At 39.3% G+C, this 16,111-nt stretch carries 21 protein-coding genes; 9 read left to right on the top strand and 12 right to left on the bottom strand.

Annotated elements, in window-relative coordinates; translation table 11 throughout:
- The first annotated feature begins 14 nt into the window (after positions 1–14).
- The 6 genes from MKP07_RS32820 to MKP07_RS32795 all read left to right on the top strand — a co-directional run bounded on the left by MKP07_RS32820 (position 15) and on the right by MKP07_RS32795 (position 5,477).
- Entirely contained in the window at positions 15–1,025 is a 1,011-nt protein-coding gene (locus tag MKP07_RS32820; protein ID WP_240852281.1) for a peptidase domain-containing ABC transporter, read from the top strand.
- Positions 1,025–2,350 carry an HlyD family secretion protein gene (locus MKP07_RS32815; RefSeq protein ID WP_240852280.1) on the top strand — a complete coding sequence of 442 codons (1,326 nt, stop codon included), beginning with the start codon at positions 1,025–1,027 and terminating at the stop codon, positions 2,348–2,350. Before MKP07_RS32820 ends, MKP07_RS32815 begins: the two co-directional genes overlap by 1 nt.
- An 85-nt stretch (positions 2,351–2,435) precedes the next feature.
- Entirely contained in the window at positions 2,436–2,834 is a 399-nt protein-coding gene (locus MKP07_RS32810; protein WP_240852279.1) for a hypothetical protein, read from the top strand.
- Positions 2,835–2,986: 152 nt separating this feature from the next.
- Positions 2,987–3,301 carry a hypothetical protein gene (locus MKP07_RS32805; RefSeq protein WP_240852278.1) on the top strand — a complete coding sequence of 105 codons (315 nt, stop codon included), beginning with the start codon at positions 2,987–2,989 and terminating at the stop codon, positions 3,299–3,301.
- Between the two features lie 209 nt (positions 3,302–3,510).
- Positions 3,511–4,224 (top strand): hypothetical protein, encoded by a 714-nt coding sequence (locus MKP07_RS32800; protein ID WP_240852277.1) that lies wholly within the window; start codon positions 3,511–3,513, stop codon positions 4,222–4,224.
- A gap of 260 nt (positions 4,225–4,484) precedes the next feature.
- Entirely contained in the window at positions 4,485–5,477 is a 993-nt protein-coding gene (locus tag MKP07_RS32795) for a glycosyltransferase family 4 protein (protein ID WP_240852276.1), read from the top strand.
- A 118-nt stretch (positions 5,478–5,595) separates the two neighbouring features.
- Here the strand turns inward: MKP07_RS32795 and MKP07_RS32790 are convergent, their stop codons facing one another.
- On the bottom strand, positions 5,596–6,450 hold the full coding sequence (locus MKP07_RS32790; protein WP_240852275.1) for a type 1 glutamine amidotransferase: 855 nt from the start codon (positions 6,448–6,450) through the stop codon (positions 5,596–5,598).
- Between the two features lie 81 nt (positions 6,451–6,531).
- On the bottom strand, positions 6,532–7,053 hold the full coding sequence (locus tag MKP07_RS32785; protein WP_240852274.1) for a DUF4251 domain-containing protein: 522 nt from the start codon (positions 7,051–7,053) through the stop codon (positions 6,532–6,534).
- 122 nt (positions 7,054–7,175) lie between these two features.
- Here MKP07_RS32785 and MKP07_RS32780 point away from each other — a divergent pair, with 122 nt between their 5' ends.
- Together MKP07_RS32780 and MKP07_RS32775 are read left to right on the top strand one after the other, a co-directional pair.
- A complete protein-coding gene (locus MKP07_RS32780; protein ID WP_240852273.1) occupies positions 7,176–7,631 on the top strand; it encodes a nuclear transport factor 2 family protein in 456 nt (151 codons plus the stop codon).
- 32 nt (positions 7,632–7,663) lie between these two features.
- Positions 7,664–8,113 carry a hypothetical protein gene (locus MKP07_RS32775; protein ID WP_240852272.1) on the top strand — a complete coding sequence of 150 codons (450 nt, stop codon included), beginning with the start codon at positions 7,664–7,666 and terminating at the stop codon, positions 8,111–8,113.
- A gap of 1 nt (position 8,114) precedes the next feature.
- Here the strand turns inward: MKP07_RS32775 and MKP07_RS32770 are convergent, their stop codons facing one another.
- The 6 genes from MKP07_RS32770 to ahcY form a co-directional block, all read right to left on the bottom strand.
- The gene (locus MKP07_RS32770; protein ID WP_240852271.1) at positions 8,115–8,501 is read right to left on the bottom strand and encodes a hypothetical protein; all 387 of its coding nucleotides are present in this window, start codon (positions 8,499–8,501) and stop codon (positions 8,115–8,117) included.
- A 144-nt stretch (positions 8,502–8,645) separates the two neighbouring features.
- Entirely contained in the window at positions 8,646–9,008 is a 363-nt protein-coding gene (locus tag MKP07_RS32765) for a hypothetical protein (protein ID WP_240852270.1), read from the bottom strand.
- A 139-nt stretch (positions 9,009–9,147) separates the two neighbouring features.
- The gene (locus MKP07_RS32760) at positions 9,148–9,447 is read right to left on the bottom strand and encodes a hypothetical protein (RefSeq protein ID WP_240852269.1); all 300 of its coding nucleotides are present in this window, start codon (positions 9,445–9,447) and stop codon (positions 9,148–9,150) included.
- A gap of 333 nt (positions 9,448–9,780) precedes the next feature.
- The gene (locus tag MKP07_RS32755) at positions 9,781–10,023 is read right to left on the bottom strand and encodes a hypothetical protein (RefSeq protein ID WP_240852268.1); all 243 of its coding nucleotides are present in this window, start codon (positions 10,021–10,023) and stop codon (positions 9,781–9,783) included.
- 23 nt (positions 10,024–10,046) lie between these two features.
- A complete protein-coding gene (locus tag MKP07_RS32750; protein WP_240852267.1) occupies positions 10,047–10,241 on the bottom strand; it encodes a hypothetical protein in 195 nt (64 codons plus the stop codon).
- Positions 10,242–10,347: 106 nt separating this feature from the next.
- A complete protein-coding gene (gene ahcY, locus MKP07_RS32745) occupies positions 10,348–11,676 on the bottom strand; it encodes an adenosylhomocysteinase (protein WP_240852266.1) in 1,329 nt (442 codons plus the stop codon).
- 164 nt (positions 11,677–11,840) lie between these two features.
- On the opposite strand from ahcY, the gene MKP07_RS32740 reads away from it, so the two are divergent.
- Positions 11,841–12,317, top strand: coding sequence for an Lrp/AsnC family transcriptional regulator (locus MKP07_RS32740; protein WP_240852265.1), 477 nt, complete (start codon positions 11,841–11,843; stop codon positions 12,315–12,317).
- Between the two features lie 410 nt (positions 12,318–12,727).
- On the opposite strand, the gene MKP07_RS32735 is transcribed toward MKP07_RS32740, so the two are convergent.
- The 4 genes from MKP07_RS32735 to MKP07_RS32720 all read right to left on the bottom strand — a co-directional run bounded on the left by MKP07_RS32735 (position 12,728) and on the right by MKP07_RS32720 (position 16,020).
- Positions 12,728–13,390, bottom strand: coding sequence for a hypothetical protein (locus MKP07_RS32735; RefSeq protein ID WP_240852264.1), 663 nt, complete (start codon positions 13,388–13,390; stop codon positions 12,728–12,730).
- A 14-nt stretch (positions 13,391–13,404) separates the two neighbouring features.
- On the bottom strand, positions 13,405–13,842 hold the full coding sequence (locus tag MKP07_RS32730; RefSeq protein ID WP_240852263.1) for an SH3 domain-containing protein: 438 nt from the start codon (positions 13,840–13,842) through the stop codon (positions 13,405–13,407).
- Between the two features lie 203 nt (positions 13,843–14,045).
- Entirely contained in the window at positions 14,046–14,789 is a 744-nt protein-coding gene (locus MKP07_RS32725; protein ID WP_240852262.1) for a polysaccharide deacetylase family protein, read from the bottom strand.
- Between the two features lie 475 nt (positions 14,790–15,264).
- Positions 15,265–16,020, bottom strand: coding sequence for an FKBP-type peptidyl-prolyl cis-trans isomerase (locus tag MKP07_RS32720; protein WP_240852261.1), 756 nt, complete (start codon positions 16,018–16,020; stop codon positions 15,265–15,267).
- Between the last annotated feature and the right edge of the window lie 91 nt (positions 16,021–16,111).

Here is a 16,111-nt window from a genome sequence, read left to right as displayed (position 1 = left end):
TAACCTTTGGAGTAATGATATCAACGCAGTTTATAATAGGTATGCTCAATGGGCCTGTTCAACAGTTTATCCAGTTTATTATTGCATTTCAATTTGCAAAAATTAGTTTTCTGCGATTGAACGAAATACATGAGTTGAAAGATGAGCATCAGGATGTGGGGAGCAATCCCATTGATCTGCCGCAAAACAAAAGCCTTTTACTCAATAACGTAATGTTTCAGTACGCTCCCCATAGTCCGTTGGTTCTAAAAAACATTCAACTTCATATACCCGAAAGAAAGGTGACCGCAATCGTTGGTGACAGTGGAAGCGGGAAGTCTACATTGCTAAAGTTACTGTTAAGACTGTATAAGCCTAGCCATGGCGACATTATGATGGGGAGCATGAATATAAATAATATTAGCCTGAAGCAATGGCGGGAAAAGTGTGGAGCTGTAATGCAGGATGGAAAAATATTTAATGATACGATCTTAAACAATATAGTTCTTGATGATGAGAAGGTTGATTATAAGAAGCTGAGAAATGCTTTGGACGCCGCTAATATTGCTGCAGAAATAGAAAAATTGCCATTAGGTTATCAAACTATGATGGGGGAGCAGGGGCGTGGCTTAAGTGGAGGACAGAAGCAAAGAATATTGATAGCCCGAGCCCTCTATAAAGATCCAGACTATCTTTTCTTTGACGAAGCCACAAATGCGCTGGATACCGTTAATGAGCAAAAAATAGTAATGGCTCTGGACAAAGTTTTTAAAGATAAAACAGTAATTGTTGTAGCCCATCGGCTCAGCACTATTAGAAAAGCCGATCAGATTGTAGTAATGCAGGACGGACGTATAGTAGAGATAGGTAATCATAATTTTCTGATGAAGCATCAAAAGCAATATTACCAGTTGGTTCAGGCGCAATTGGATGGCGCAGCCAATTTAGATAACCCAATACAAGACGAAGAAGCGAAGCCAGGCATGGCTTTGACGCATACCAAAGGCACTGTAAAACATGCTGAAGAAAGTAATGATCCTAAATAATGGCTAGTATTGAAACTATTGAAATAGGAACAACTCAGAATCGTACTGAGGAGGTTCAGGACATTATTGACAGGATGCCAACCAAATTTGGCTACTGGGTTGCCTTTATTATAGTATTTATTGTTCTGAGTATGACAGGTCTGGGTTTTCTTATTAAGTATCCGGATGTGATTGTGGGCAGGGTTACCATTAATACCAGCACGGCTCCTATCAAGTTGGTGGCAAATACAAACGGAAAGTTGATATTGAATGTTAAAAACTCCCTTGATCCTATTAAAGAAGGGGAGGTCATTGCTTACATTGATAATCCTGCAATCTACGCCGATATTGTACTCCTGAAAAAAATGCTTCAACAATTCGACCCGGAAAGATTCTATTATAGTATCGATGCGAAGAAGTTCTCCCATAACTTTTCTTTAGGAGTCATCTCATCAAAATATTATAATTTTCTCAATGCTCTTAACGAGTATAATAGTTTTTTAAATGATAAATTGTATGACAAAAAAATTACAGAATTAAAGAGCCTCGAAGTACATCAGACTAAAGAGTTGGATAATCTGGTGGATAAGGTTGTTGCCACCAAAGAATACATAGAGAAAAGCAGAAGCTTATTTAAGCGAGACTCGCTGCTTTATGCCGAACGAGTATTGTCAGCCGGGGATATCGAAAAATCTAAACTTAATGAGATATCAGGCAAAACTGGCTATAATAATATAACTGCTGAAAAACTCCAAAAAGAAAAAGAGCAATTACAAATTCATAGCCAGATAACGGAAACAACCATCGAAAGAAACGAAAGGTTTAATGAGTTAAGATTAAATCTGGTAGCCTCCTATAATGATTTGAGGGAAAATATAAATGGATGGGAGCAAACCTATCTGGTAAAGGCGCCATTTAACGGGCAGGTACAATTTTTAAAGTTTTGGACCTCCGGGCAATTTGTACAAAGTTCAGAGCCTCTTTTTACAATGTTACCTGCTCAGCAGCAACCCTATGGTCAGGTTATTATTCCTGCAAATGGGGCAGGTAAGGTACAACAAGGACAAGAGGTTGTAGTAAAACTTGATAATTATCCCTACAATGAGTACGGGGCGATACAGGGAAATGTGGCAACTATATCTAAAACAACTAACATAGAAAAGTCGAAAGATGGAGATGTCGAAACCTATTTGGTAACAGTGAAATTGAAAGAAGGGTTAATAACCAATTATGGGAAAAAGCTGGCTTTTATTTATGAAGGAAAAGGAACTGCAGAAATTATCACAAAAGACAAAAAGCTGATTGAACGATTCTTTGATAACTTAAAATACACGGTAAATAAATAGCGCAAACGTTTGCATGATCATTACTTCATGCCATTTTAAGACATAATTTTAAAAGAATTAATTATTCATATCTAAATCAACATCTATGCGGATCAAAACACTTAACGAAGTCGAAACATCTTTCGAAGTACTATCTTATGAAGACTCAAAAGCTATCACCGGCGGGCGTCAATGGGCCATCATATGGACGCTCGGCACCAACCCTAACTCCGATGTTAACTGGGTAATTGATCACGAGTTTTCCAACACTAGTAACAATGTAAGTAGCTTTGTAGATGACAGTAATTCCTCCACAATAGGAGGAGGTTCTTTTAGCTATTATGATGCTAATAACGATTATATAACGGTGTCAACTACCGGTTATGGCGATCCAAACTATAGCAACATTGTTTTTGCTGGTATAGATCTCAATACCGGGTATCCTCTTTATTGTGATGTGAACGGGGATACATTGCATTTAATGATGCATCCAGTATTGAAATAACAAGTGTAAATGGAAATACTACTACTTATTTTGATAAAATAACAGGCGAGTATTATAATGTAAATCCGGGAGAACTGTCATACCCTTCTCCTTATGGATATGCAACATTTTACCAGGATACAGATGCGTACGAAACCGGCGGTGGAGGATATTTGAGATATTTGGATAGCAACGGAAATCCTCACGAAATATATAGTAGCCCTTTCAATGGACCGGATGGCGACGCAAATTTCTCCTTCTATTCAGCTGATCCGCTTGCTAATACTATAACTTATCGTGTTACGAATTCCAGTAACGATTTTCTGGTAACCATCAGCGACAGATCTAACCTCATATTTGGGCCATCATCTGGCGTGAGCGGATACCAGGATTGGGATTCATCAAACCCGGGCGATGAAATGGTATATTTTGATACGCTAACAGGCGGCTATATTATGACCAGACTTGATGGGTATCTGCTTAGCTAATAGATAACATGCACTATTATATAGTTGGAGCATTCTCAATGAAGAGTGCTCCTACTATTATTTTGTAGAAACTTAAAGTAAATGATTCTTAAGTTTCTGTAAAATGCTCTTGCTAACAATATGTATATCAGGATAGAGCATAAAAATCGAAAAAGGTTTTACAGGAACTTGTTTTCTGCTAGGTTAGTTCGCGTTTTAAATAATTCAATTTGATCAGTAATATAAATCGTCTGCTGCTGAAAAGCCCACAAATAGCAGTGAAGAACCTGGACGTGTATTTGAGCTATGTACAAATAGTATATGCATATGCCGATAAGGATGATAATGAGTTTTATAATCACTATGCGTTTGAGCTTACACAAGCGTTGATTAAGTTGTTAAATGTGAATAAGACACAGCATCCTGTACATTTATTATATATCACTCAATTCTTAAATCTTTCTATAAGCAGTGGGTTTGTTAATGCCAATCTTGAAAACATTTTTACTAAAGTAGATAGCTTTATAAAGGACGAGTTTCAAAAGGAAACGATGGATAGGTCGCTTTTAGTTCAGGGGCTTTTTTACATTGTAAGCCGGTTTCAAAATACGACTTATAGTACTCAACATAGAAATGACCTGATTGGTTGTTACGAGGTTGGGCTGGATAAATTAGAAAAAGCTTCTGGTGATGTAGTAACTGGCCGATTTACATTGGAAAACTTCTTACCTAAAATAAATGTAGCTAATAGTAGTAAGTATTTCAATTCCTTCTTATCGAGTGAGGAAAACAAAACTCGGCTGAAAGCTGCTTTGTTGGGAAAGCTTGAAAAAGATAGCGAAAATGAACTTAAAAAACTTTTACTAATTACTTATGATGAGGTAACCAACCATGCAGAGCTATACATTCCCCAGTTGGTTTTTTATTTAAACCTGATAAGATGAGGAAGATTTTTTTATCGAAACTCCATCAAGCGCTGTACAACATGGAGTAGGTACCTATGCTGCGAATCTTATCAACTCACTGGTCGTATACGAAGACTGCATTATTTACTACGTACAAATTAAATTTGGTAGTAAAATAGAGTTTTCGAGACACATGAGAAGGAAAGGTTTTTAAAATTCTGATACAATTCGAAGATCCCGTTGTCCAGAAAAAGCAGGAAACCGCTATTCATCCTTTACAGGCAAGAGTTATCTTCTGTATGCTTTCAAAATACTTTACTGGTGAAGGCTATAATATTCTACACTTAAACTCTTTATTACAAAGAACTATAGGTGACCTTGCAAAGGAGTATGATTATAAAATAGTACTTACGCTGCATGTCTCATTATGGCGTGTCTTTTTCAATAATAACAAACAAAGCTTTATTGAAAAGTGGGCCTCAAAAAACTTTGCTGACCAAAAAACAGCAGGTCTGTTATCTATGAAGGAAGAGGAGAAAATGTGCCTGGCTGCAGATCGTATTATTTGTTTAACTGAAGAAAGTAAGGAGTTTATAAGTGATTATTATAAGGTGAACGAGTGTAAAACGAAGATTATTCCTAATGGATTAATAATGAGTAATACCGCGGAAAAGAACGAGATGGGTGAAATGCGAAGGTCTTTGGGTTTTGCGCCGACTGATTTTATTTTTATCTATGTAGGGAGGCTTATCGAACAAAAGGGGATTGGCGTATTATTGGAAGCATTTAAAAAAATAGCAAAGAGATCAGGTTCAATTAAACTGTTGGTTGTCGGTAGTGGCAATACAGACACATTTCTTTCCCGGATTTTTGAGTGTTGTGGTCAAATAACTTTTACCGGATATCAGCCTGTAGAGAACCTGTCTAAACTCTATAAAATTGCGAATTGTGGAGTCATGCCTTCCACTACAGAACAGAGTAGCTTTGTAGTACTCGAAATGCTGAGTAAGAAACTACCTGTTATATTGTCTGATATTAGTGCTTTCAATAAGTTTGAGCATGAAAAGCATGTAACCAAGGTGAAAACTGATGACAGAGGATATGTATTTGTTGATCTTCTTTACAAAGCCATGAAACATATTTTTGAAGATGCAACGTATAAAGCCAGAATAGCCGGAAACGGCTATCAGTTATTCCTGGATCAATATCAGGCAAGTACTATGGCAGAAAAAACATATGATGTATATAAACAAGTGATTGCCTTAGCGCCAGTTACGAACTCGATTCAATAAGTGATTTGCCCCAACTATCTATTGACCTGTATCCAGAATATACAAAGAAAAGCTCCGCATGTTCCTCTTACTTCAACAACTAAATGAGAAGAATATAAACTTCAGTAATCAAAATCGCCTACGCCTCCACCAGCTCCTCCACCATTAAATGACTATAAGCCTCATTTAAAAAATTAGGGATCAGGTTTTTATTGGTCCAGTGAATTTTATCCGGATCTTCCAGGTGCTCCAGCATACTGGTCAGCTTGGCCTCTCCATGGTTTTGGATCACCATTTCGCGCTTCTCTTCATTTTGAAAGTGCTGGCTCATACCGGTGGCATCCGCTTCCGGATGAAACTGGGTGCCGAACATATATTCACTGAAACGAATGCCCATTACCGCCCGCTCATAAGGAACATGGGGACGCTCTTTTTCGATACAGGTAATATAAGCGCCCATATCATGCAACATATCCAGGTTGGGCTGTATTAATTGAAAATCGCGGCTATCTACACCAAAGAAAGGATTCTTCAAATTCCTGAACACAGGGTCACCAATAGCTTCCGGCATCACATGCATAGGGAACACGCCGAAAGAGGTAGATTTACGTTTGCATATCAACCCGGCATTAAAATGGCGGCAGGCCATCTGAAAGGAATGACAAATTAAAAAGACAAACTTTTTGGTGATATTGGAAGGATTATCGTTCCAGCGTAGAACATCGCTAAACCAACGGTTCCAGTTAATATCCCAGTCATCAAAACGGGTACTGAGTGGATCTCCGGGACCTCCGCTGGATATATAAATATCATACGAAAGGTCGGGTAACTCGTTTTTCACGCGCACATCAAAAATATCGTAAGTAATCGAATAGCTTTTTTGCTCGGCCCATCTATGCACGATCTCATTAATACACCTCATTCCCTGGTTGGGATATCCCGCATTTAAATCTAAAACCGCAATACGAACCTGCTTTTTATCTAAATCAACCATCCGGCAAAATTACAACCTTTTATTTTTATGGGAGTGCCGGAGCCGGCCAGAGTTACTAACAGCTGTTTATAAAACGCTTATTTATTGATCTTTCTCAATGATACCGTTAAAAGATATCGGCGTTTTATTCATACTTAATACTTGTACGTAAGCATAACCCGAAGGTGTAATAGTAAGGAACAGGCTTCTCACTTCACGGTCATCCTTTGGTGTAATCGTGATCTGGTAGTTCTTTTTCTTTATCGATTGTTTATAGTCAAAATCGGTAGAGGTAAACCGGATACCTCCTTTGGTTGGATCAACGGGAGCTGTAAACGACCGGCCAAAGAAAGGCAGGTAAGCGATCACGGAGTCGGGCGTGATCTTTATATCGTAGCCAGAACTAAGCTGGTAGAGATTATTGCCATTAGGGAACATGAACCTTGGATTAAACCGGCTATCTTCCGTAGGAATAACCGTTTGAGCCTTAAACGTAAACCTCCGGCTGTCGATCAAGGCGGCATAATCCGGTTCGGATCCAGTCGCCGTTTTCTGAGAAGCGCAGGACGAAAAGGTCAATACCATCAATATTAGAAGTGAGCCTGTGTGTAATATATTTTTCATCTTTCGTATTTTTATTAAAGATTAATAGTTGGCGGAAATTGCATAACGAAACAGCACCTTTTATTAGACGATAATTTGATGCCAATTGTACCATTTGTAGCACATCTTTAACAAAATGAACGATGAAACACTGTCTTTTAGCATTGTTTATATTGAATTCTTATTTAATAAAAGCGCAAAGCAGCAAAGATTCGGTAATAAACGTGGTTAATAACCTGTTTGATGCCATGCGCAATGCAGATGCAAAACAGCTTAAAGCCTGCTTTACAGACAGTGCTATATTGCAAACAATCGTACCATCGGCGCCTGGCACAGTTAAAGTGCGTACGGATAGGGTAGATGATTTTGCCGAATTTTTAAGCAACGAAGCTAGGGGCAATGCAGATGAAAGGATACAATTGGAGGCTATTCATATCGATGGGGCTTTGGCCAGCGTATGGACACCCTATGCTTTTTACTACAAAGGTAAATTCAGCCATTGCGGGGTGAACTCGTTGCAATTGGTACGATTAGGATCTGGCTGGAAGATCCAGTATTTAATAGATACCAGGAGGAAAGAGGGGTGCAGTGGCAATTAAAAAGCTTTATATTTATAACTTAAACAGCTACTATGAAATATCTCCTGCTCACCATTATCGCCTGCATGTTTTATTTTACATTGCTGGCCCAAAAGCTTACAACAGAAACCCTGGCAGGTACATCATCCTTATATGAAACCTATATCAAAAAATCGCAGCGTAAGTTAAAAGCCGCTCGTACACTTAAATACACAGCTATCGGATCGGCAGTTACCAGTGGCATCTTTTTCTTAATAGCAGCCAATAAAAGTAAAAATAATGCAAATGAAATGTTTTCCGGATTAGTAGAAGGAATAGTTGGATTTGGTTTTGGAGCCATTGCTGTAGGCTCTGGACTTACCTCCCTATTCCTGAGCTCGTCAGCTAAGAAATATAAGAAAGCAGCTTTAAGCCTAAAGCCTGTAGTAAAAGTACAATCAGTATCAGTGCCTGGCCTGGCTATACGAAACCAGGCGGTAGGCTCGATTGTATTATCATTTTAAGTTAACGGCGCTCAAATACGTAAGTAACTACATTTAGCCCATTTCTTACTTTAGCCTTAAACCGGTTGGTATTACCAAAGCGCGGAATTTCGAAGCGGTCAAATTTCATGCTCCTGCCATCGCCTACATCAACGCTTAATATAAAGTCGGTTTCAGAATCTCCTTCATCATCGGTATAAACATAGGCATCAATATACCAGGTACCCGTAAACGAGTTGTTATTGCGGTCATAATACATAGCCGTATTATTACTGTTAAAAGTAAAATACCCGCCATTAAAAACAATATTGCTGCTGCCTAATCCGAAAGTATTGACCTCAACCAGCTGCCAGCTACCTACGATACGGGTGTTAAACTTTGCCAGTCTGTTTTTGGTGCAACCAGCCATTACCAGGGGAGGATTAAAAATAACAGGGCTCTCATAAAAGGATCATTTTTAATTACTTGACGTGTCAGGTTTTTAAAAAGTTGCAGGCAAATAAAAAGACCGCCCTGAGGCAGTCTTTTTACTAAAACTTCAATATTGAAGGGATTACATCTTGCTTTCGATCGTAATCATTTTTTTCTTCAAATCCTGTATTTCTACATTTTGTTTTTTGATAGAAGTTACCATTGCAGGGATCAGCGCTTTTTCATCAATTACTTTGATCACTTTGGTACGATAAGCATTTTTTCCGAAACGTTCACTAACCCTTTTCTCTTTTACCAGCGAAGGGAAAAGCTCTTGTAAGTCTTTAGCCAGGAATCCATATTCTTTTCCGTGTTCCAGGCTCAATTCATTAATAAAATGAGCATCAGTCCCCAGTTTAATCACTTTTTGAGGATCGGTTACCTGAGCAAAAGCTGCAGAAGCTGATAATAAAATAGCTGCAAATGCAATAAATACCTTTTTCATAATTATAGGTTTTATAGTAGTTAATATATGTGAGTACAAGGTCCTTTACAGGCCGTACTTATTTTAGTAAATTAGATGGAAGCAGTAAGCCTTACTGCAAGAGGGGCTATTACTTAAGTAATAATAGCAGGAAAATAAACTATGTCGTCTTTGGAGGAGGAACTACAATTCCGAGTTCAATGGCAGGTATATAGGGAGCCTTATAGACAACTTTATCAAAAAGGGTACTTACTAACGGTAAAGGAAGCGATGGAGAGATACCCAGTAATTTTTGCTCCTGTTCGAAGCCCCTTTCTTCAGCGCTTTTCTCGCTGCTCCTGGACTCGCAGTTGTCGCAAATTTCTTTTTGTTCAGCATGAATAAGGCGAACATCTGCAATAACCTCTTTCGATACAAATACCGATAAAAGGAAACAAGCAATGATATATAGATACCTCAATTTCATGTGTAGCGCAAAACTACAAAATAGGCTTTATTTCACCTGCATTTGCAGATTAGAATTTTATTAGAATAACAATATAATAACAAAAAACAAGGTGTTTAATCTTTTGAATTAAAGATATTTACAAACTCGTATTGTTTATTATTTTAATTTAAATAAAATTTTTATTTGAAATAAAAATTTGGTTTGCTTCAAAAAGGAATGTTGCATTGGATATGCGTATGAAAGATAAAGCGTAGTTAGTTTAATTCTTTTTATTCAGTGTGTATAATCAGAACTAAAAACTAATTAATATGTATAAAGCATTGACTTATTAAAGTGCCTGTATTACTATCGTTTAAATTTATTTACGCTACTATAATCTGTAAATTTCATTTTATTTTTTCTGGCATACATCATTTCCATTGTTACACCCGGTTGAAATACCGGCATATCACCATTGAAAGAAAGTGATAGTTTATGAATGCCGTACTGGAGGGCGTTGTACCCACCTTCAGTTGATGGATCAGTCCAATCAGAAGATGTGGAAATATCCCAGTACCCTGTATATCGTCCATGTTTGTTTTGATACATAAACCGGTTATTAGGGTAGAAGGTTATAGTGCCTCGGGGTAGGTTTCTTTGCCTGACCAGGTTATTACCAGGTTTAGAGAGCGTTTATTTACTTCCCATTTGCCCAGTAAAGCATTATATAGCTTATCAGTTCGTTTATTAATTTGTTGATACGGTGAGCAGGAACTTATCAAGGTAACCAGTAGAATAAGTAGAATCGTTTTAGTGGGTGGTTTCATTATGGGAATTTCTATTTCGGACGAATGTTGAACAACGATGGTTGCATTAAGGGCATGCAAAAAGCCGCCCGGTAAAGGCGGCTTCGATAATAGTGAAATTAAGATCTTAGTATCTGTACAACTCAGGCTTAAATGGTCCTTCTACAGGAATGCCTAAATAGGAAGATTGTTTCTCTGTTAAAACATCCAACTCTACACCAACTTTAGCAAGGTGTAAGCGGGCAACTTTCTCATCCAGGTGCTTAGGAAGCACGTATACATTGTTCTCATACTTATCGTGGTTCGTCCACAATTCGATCTGAGCCAGTGTCTGGTTAGTAAAAGAGTTACTCATTACAAAGCTGGGGTGACCAGTAGCGCAACCCAGGTTCACCAGGCGGCCTTCAGCCAACAAGATAATATCTTTACCATTAACATTATAAATATCAACCTGTGGTTTGATGGTGTCTTTGGTGGTACCATAGTTATCATTTAACCAGGCAACATCAATTTCAATATCAAAGTGACCGATATTACAAACGATGGCTTTATCTTTCATTGCCTTGAAATGCTCTCCTGTGATCAGGTCTCGGCAACCTGAAGCCGTTACAATAATATCAGCTTCTTTTACTGCATCGATCATTTTCTTTACTTCAAAACCATCCATAGCAGCCTGTAAAGCACAGATAGGATCGATTTCAGTTACAATAACACGGCAACCGGCGCCAGCTAATGAAGCGGCAGAACCTTTACCTACGTCACCGTAACCACCCACAACCGCAATTTTACCAGCCAGCATTACATCAGTAGCGCGACGGATAGAATCAACCAGAGACTCTTTACAACCGTATTTGTTATCGAATTTAGATTTGGTAACAGAGTCGTTAACGTTGATAGAAGGAACCGGTAAAGTACCTTTTGCAACACGCTCGTATAAACGGTGAACACCAGTAGTAGTTTCTTCGCTGATACCTTTTACATGCTGTACCAGTTCAGGGTAAGTGTCTAATACGATATTGGTCAAATCACCACCATCATCCAGGATCATATTCAGCGGACGATCAGCAGCGCCAAAGAATAAAGTTTGCTCAATACACCAGTCAGCTTCTGCCTGAGTCTGGCCTTTCCAGGCAAATACACCAATACCCGCGGCAGCAATAGCAGCAGCAGCATGGTCTTGTGTAGAGAAGATATTACAAGAGCTCCATTTTACTTCAGCACCCAACGCTATCAGCGTTTCAATTAAAACGGCAGTTTGAATAGTCATGTGCAGGCAGCCAGCAATACGTGCGCCTTTTAAAGGCTGAGATGCTGCGTATTCGCTGCGGATGCTCATCAGGCCTGGCATTTCAGCTTCGGCAAGACGAATTTCTTTACGGCCCCATTCAGCCAGCGAAATGTCAGCAACCTTGTATTTCAGGTCAAAATCAATCTGAGTTTTTGTAACTGTAGACATATTTATTGTTTATAATTTGAGATGAATAAAGTTCATAATCCATTGTTGGCAGCCTATGAACAGGAGATGCAAAGGTAGTTTACAGGATAAAATAATAGGTTAAAATTAATATTTCAGGATAAAATGTTTTATAAATTATCTTTGATAGTATTAAATGCTATTTTATGGCGGTAAATAAATATGCAAAAGAAAAACCAACTGCTTTATCAGTAACGTTGGATGCAAAGGACCTGGAGATACTCAGAATGCTGCAGCAAAACGGGCGGGTAACGGTAAAGGAAATAGCCGATTCGGTGCATTTAAGCACCACGCCGGTACATGAGCGGGTAAAGCGGCTGGAGCAGTCGGGCATCATCTCGCACTACACAGCGATATTGGATGCGGCTAAGCTGGGCAAAAAGCTGATGGTGATTTGTCATGTTTCTTTAAGGGAGCATAATAAGATCGCAGGTTCGAAATTTATTAAGTCAATACTGGCTATGAACGAGGTATTGGAATGCTACAGTATCTCAGGCGAGTTTGACTTTTTACTGAAAGTGCTTACCGAAGACATGGAAACCTATTACGATTTTCATGTGAACAAACTTAGCCAGGTAGAGAATGTGGGGCATGTACAAAGCACTTTTGTAATGGGGTGGTAAAGCAGACGAATCAGTTGTTGTAGGGAGAAGTTTAAAGGCACAGACGGTACAGTTTCCTGTTTTTTCCCTGGAAACTTGAAGACGCGTTTTAGGGGAATTGGGATTTACTATCCTTCAGGTAAATAAACTCAGCGCATTGGTATTAAACCTGACATTATTGTCAAGCCGGCTATAAGTGATATTGCCAATGACCGGGATGCAGTATTGGACGATGCCGTTGAGTTATTGTCAAAAACTGTACAAGACAGATCGTATTAGATAGTTCGATGAGAATGCTAGCATGACGATAGCCATTCTAAAACGTGTTAATAGCCTTTGTAGATATAAGATAGAGAAGGACGTAAAATATCATTGTACGGAGTCTAATGTGTTGCGCGTCGTACATCGTACACAGTACATCAAACAGCCCCCTAACAATAAAACCAATACTCGTACAAAACCGCTTTGCCATTTTTAAAGGTTAATGCTAATACATCGCCATCCCCGCTGATATAATAAACATGTGGCTTATCCAGCCAATCGTAGGTAACAAACTTGCCCAGCTTTTTCAGGAATGCTTCTTCCGTTGTGTCTCCATCAATCGCAAATCCGGCAATGGTAATGGCGATCTCTTTTTGATGAAACCGGATTTGGGGAAAATAAGTGAGTGTTTCAGTTTGGCTATGAAATACTTTAAAATGATCAAATGCGTACTCTTTAGTTACTTCAACACCACACTCCGGATAACCGGTCCCGTTGGTGATGATCTTCCTTGAAAGCGGGATGTCTAATATATCTTTTTCCGAAAAATCTACCGGCAGCATTTTCCCTAACACAGTAAATCTTATGGGCGATTGCTCAAAGGCATGTGTATCTTCTTTACCTGCGTCCAGGGTAGCTTTCAGTAGGAATTCATCGAAGGCCAGTTGCTGATACAATGTAGTATTACCTGTTTCTTTCAGATGACTGCGAAATAGCTGAACGCCCTGTAGGTTGTTGATTTTCTTTTCCCGCCAGCTCATTTCGTAGATCCTTTCTACCAGCATTTTTCTTTTTGCAGTATCTGTTTTAGATAATGCCGTATAATCACTCACTACTTTTTCAAAACTCAGTTTACGACCCAGGAATTTCTTTTGTGTAAAAAGCCAGCCTTCTTTGTCGTTCGCATAACCTGATCCCCGATCTTTACCAGTTTATTTTCGTCATAAGGGATATAACTAACACTTACCGGTTCGTTGGTGCGGTATACTTTGAGGATGGGTTTACTTTTTGCAAAGATAGCCCGCGCTTTTACGCTTGCTGCTGTAACAAACAAGTGGGGGCTGCCGTATTCCGCATCTGCATCGCCTGGTAACACAAAGTCCGCGGGGTCTTTTTCATAGCTATCGTTTGCATTGAGGCTGGAGGCCAGCAGCCGGGAAAGGATATAGCCTTTTTCTCCGTTTTCTACGAGTATCTCGCTCCAGCCATTATTAAACTTCTTCAACTCTGTGGCCATGCCTCCTCTTGCGTACACGCCAATCGCTTTGGCTTTTGGGCTAGGCATATCATATACTTTAGACGTGCTCAGGATGTGTAAGAGACTGCCGTTCTGAGCTTGTACATAATAGAACGAACAAAGCATCAGCAAAAGAAAAACAGGATATCGCATGCCGCTAAGATATTAGTTTTTTGAGCTAACCGGTATATGAATTCTTGCCGGGTTTTGTTGATCAATTCCTGATCTAAAAATATTTTTACGGGATCCTATTAGTTTTTACTTAAGCCCGGATAGTTTTTGATCAGTTCCAGTTCGTAATTATCATCCTGCTTTAAACTGCGTACCAGTTTTTGCAATTCTTCAATATTAGAAGGGCTTCTGTAAGCCTGGTCGTGTGCTAGTATCACCAGGTGGTTTTCCTGCTTTACTTTGTTGCGCATAAACAGGCTATCGATCTGCATTTTTAATTCGGTAGCGGTTTTGGTTAGCTGCATGGTTTTAGGTTCGAAATGCCATTCCATATCCCATCCTACCAGCTTGTAACCATATTTCTGTAGAGTGTCAGCGGCAGCCCTGCTGGTTTTAATGTCCGTACCATGAATGCTATCAATACGCCAGATATTGCGTCCGGGTGTGCGGGCGGTCATGCAATCGAGTTGTAGAATGGCACGGGCTTTATCAAAGTCGGCCAGTACCGAATCGGGTTGCATATAAAACTTGTCGAACTTATTATGTGCGTGCGAATAGCTGTGATTACAGAGCTCGATGGTTTGCAGGCTTCTTAAGCTATCCATAAGCTCTTTTTGTTCTGTGCTGCCAATAGCGTGCTCACCCACCAGGAAGAAAGTAGCCGGTATTTGCTCTTCCTTCATAATGTCTAATACAGTACGGGTTCCTTTATTAGGGCCATCATCGAAAGTGAGGTAGATCTTTTTTCGTTTAGACAGTTTCTTTTGAGGAATGCTGCAGGCAATAATTTCCGTTTTGGATAAAATAGCAGAATCTCTAAGCATAGGTGCTGTAGCAGGGGTATGTGTTTCTTTTTATACTGGCAGGCAGCTAAAAATAATAACACCATTAGCGTGGTGTAGGTAAAGGCTAATTTGGACGGAGGCTCATCAACAGGAAAAACAGATTTCATTGTGGTAATGTTGTAAGGATAATGGGGGATTGTTTATAAAGTTTGTTCGAAACGATACATGAAAGCACAGAAAAATGTGCCCGATGAAAACTATGTAAGAGAGGCTAAGGCGCGGGTAAATGCGTAACGGTTAGCGTATCTAAAAATGAAGTGTATAGGTTAAAAAAAGAGCTTCCGAGGGAGGCTCATCAATTGAAATGTGTGTTTCCATAAACGGCGGGGGTGAATTTTTATTAAAGTTAATATGAAGTAAATCTCATTTCCAAATTTTAATTCATATTTATTTTTTAAAGAAAAAGCGGCAACATAATTGGATATGTTGCCGCTATAAAAACTAGGAGAATAGCTTATTGTCCCTTCTTCACTTCCAGTAATTCGATGTCGAAAATTAAAGCGCTGCCGCCCGGTATGGTTGAAGAAGCGCCTCTTAATCCATAGCCCAACTCCTGTGGAATATAGAACCTGTATTTGGCGCCTTCTTTCATTAACTGTAAGCCTTCGGTCCATCCACGTATCACGCCTCCATCAACTGCGATGGTAAGAGGCTCGCCGCGATCGTAGGAGTTGTCGAATTGAGTACTGTCTAAAAGCATACCCATATAGTTACAAACAACGGTATCGGTAGCCGTAGGTGTTGCGCCCGTTCCCTCTTTAATAACTTCGTACTGTAAACCACTGGCGGTAGTTTTTACACCCGGCTTTGTTTTATTCTTTTCAAGAAAAGCGCGGCCTGCTTCTACTACGGCTTTCGATTGATTCTCTTCTTCAGACCTTGAAAATTCGGTGAGTATTGAGCGGATTGCATCTTCGCCAAACTTCGCCTCTTTACCATCAAACACCGTTTTAATAGCCTCGATAAAAGCTTGCTTATTCAGGTTTTTTAAATCTTTGGTTATGGATTGAGCCAGGTTTTGCCCGATTGCATAACTCGCCGAATCTGCCAGATTTTTTAAAGGTGTGGATTGATTGCTAACTGCCGGTGCAGCTATCGTCTTTTTAACAGGCGCAGCGGGTTTAGGCTTTGCTTTTGTTTGAGCATTGGCACTAAGGGCTACTACGCCAGACAACACTATCGTTGCGATCTTCTTCATTTCTTTGTTCATTTACTTTTTAATTACTTAACTAAATGGCCGGTAAAGGGTTGCCGGGCATTTCCCTAATCGATATATGCTTTCGGGGAGGTGCAAAAATAGT

It is taken from the genome of Paraniabella hibiscisoli (assembly GCF_022512515.1).
In the GTDB taxonomy this organism is placed as follows: Bacteria; Bacteroidota; Bacteroidia; order Chitinophagales; family Chitinophagaceae; genus Niabella; species Niabella hibiscisoli.
This window is presented reverse-complemented; position numbering and strand designations above follow the sequence as displayed.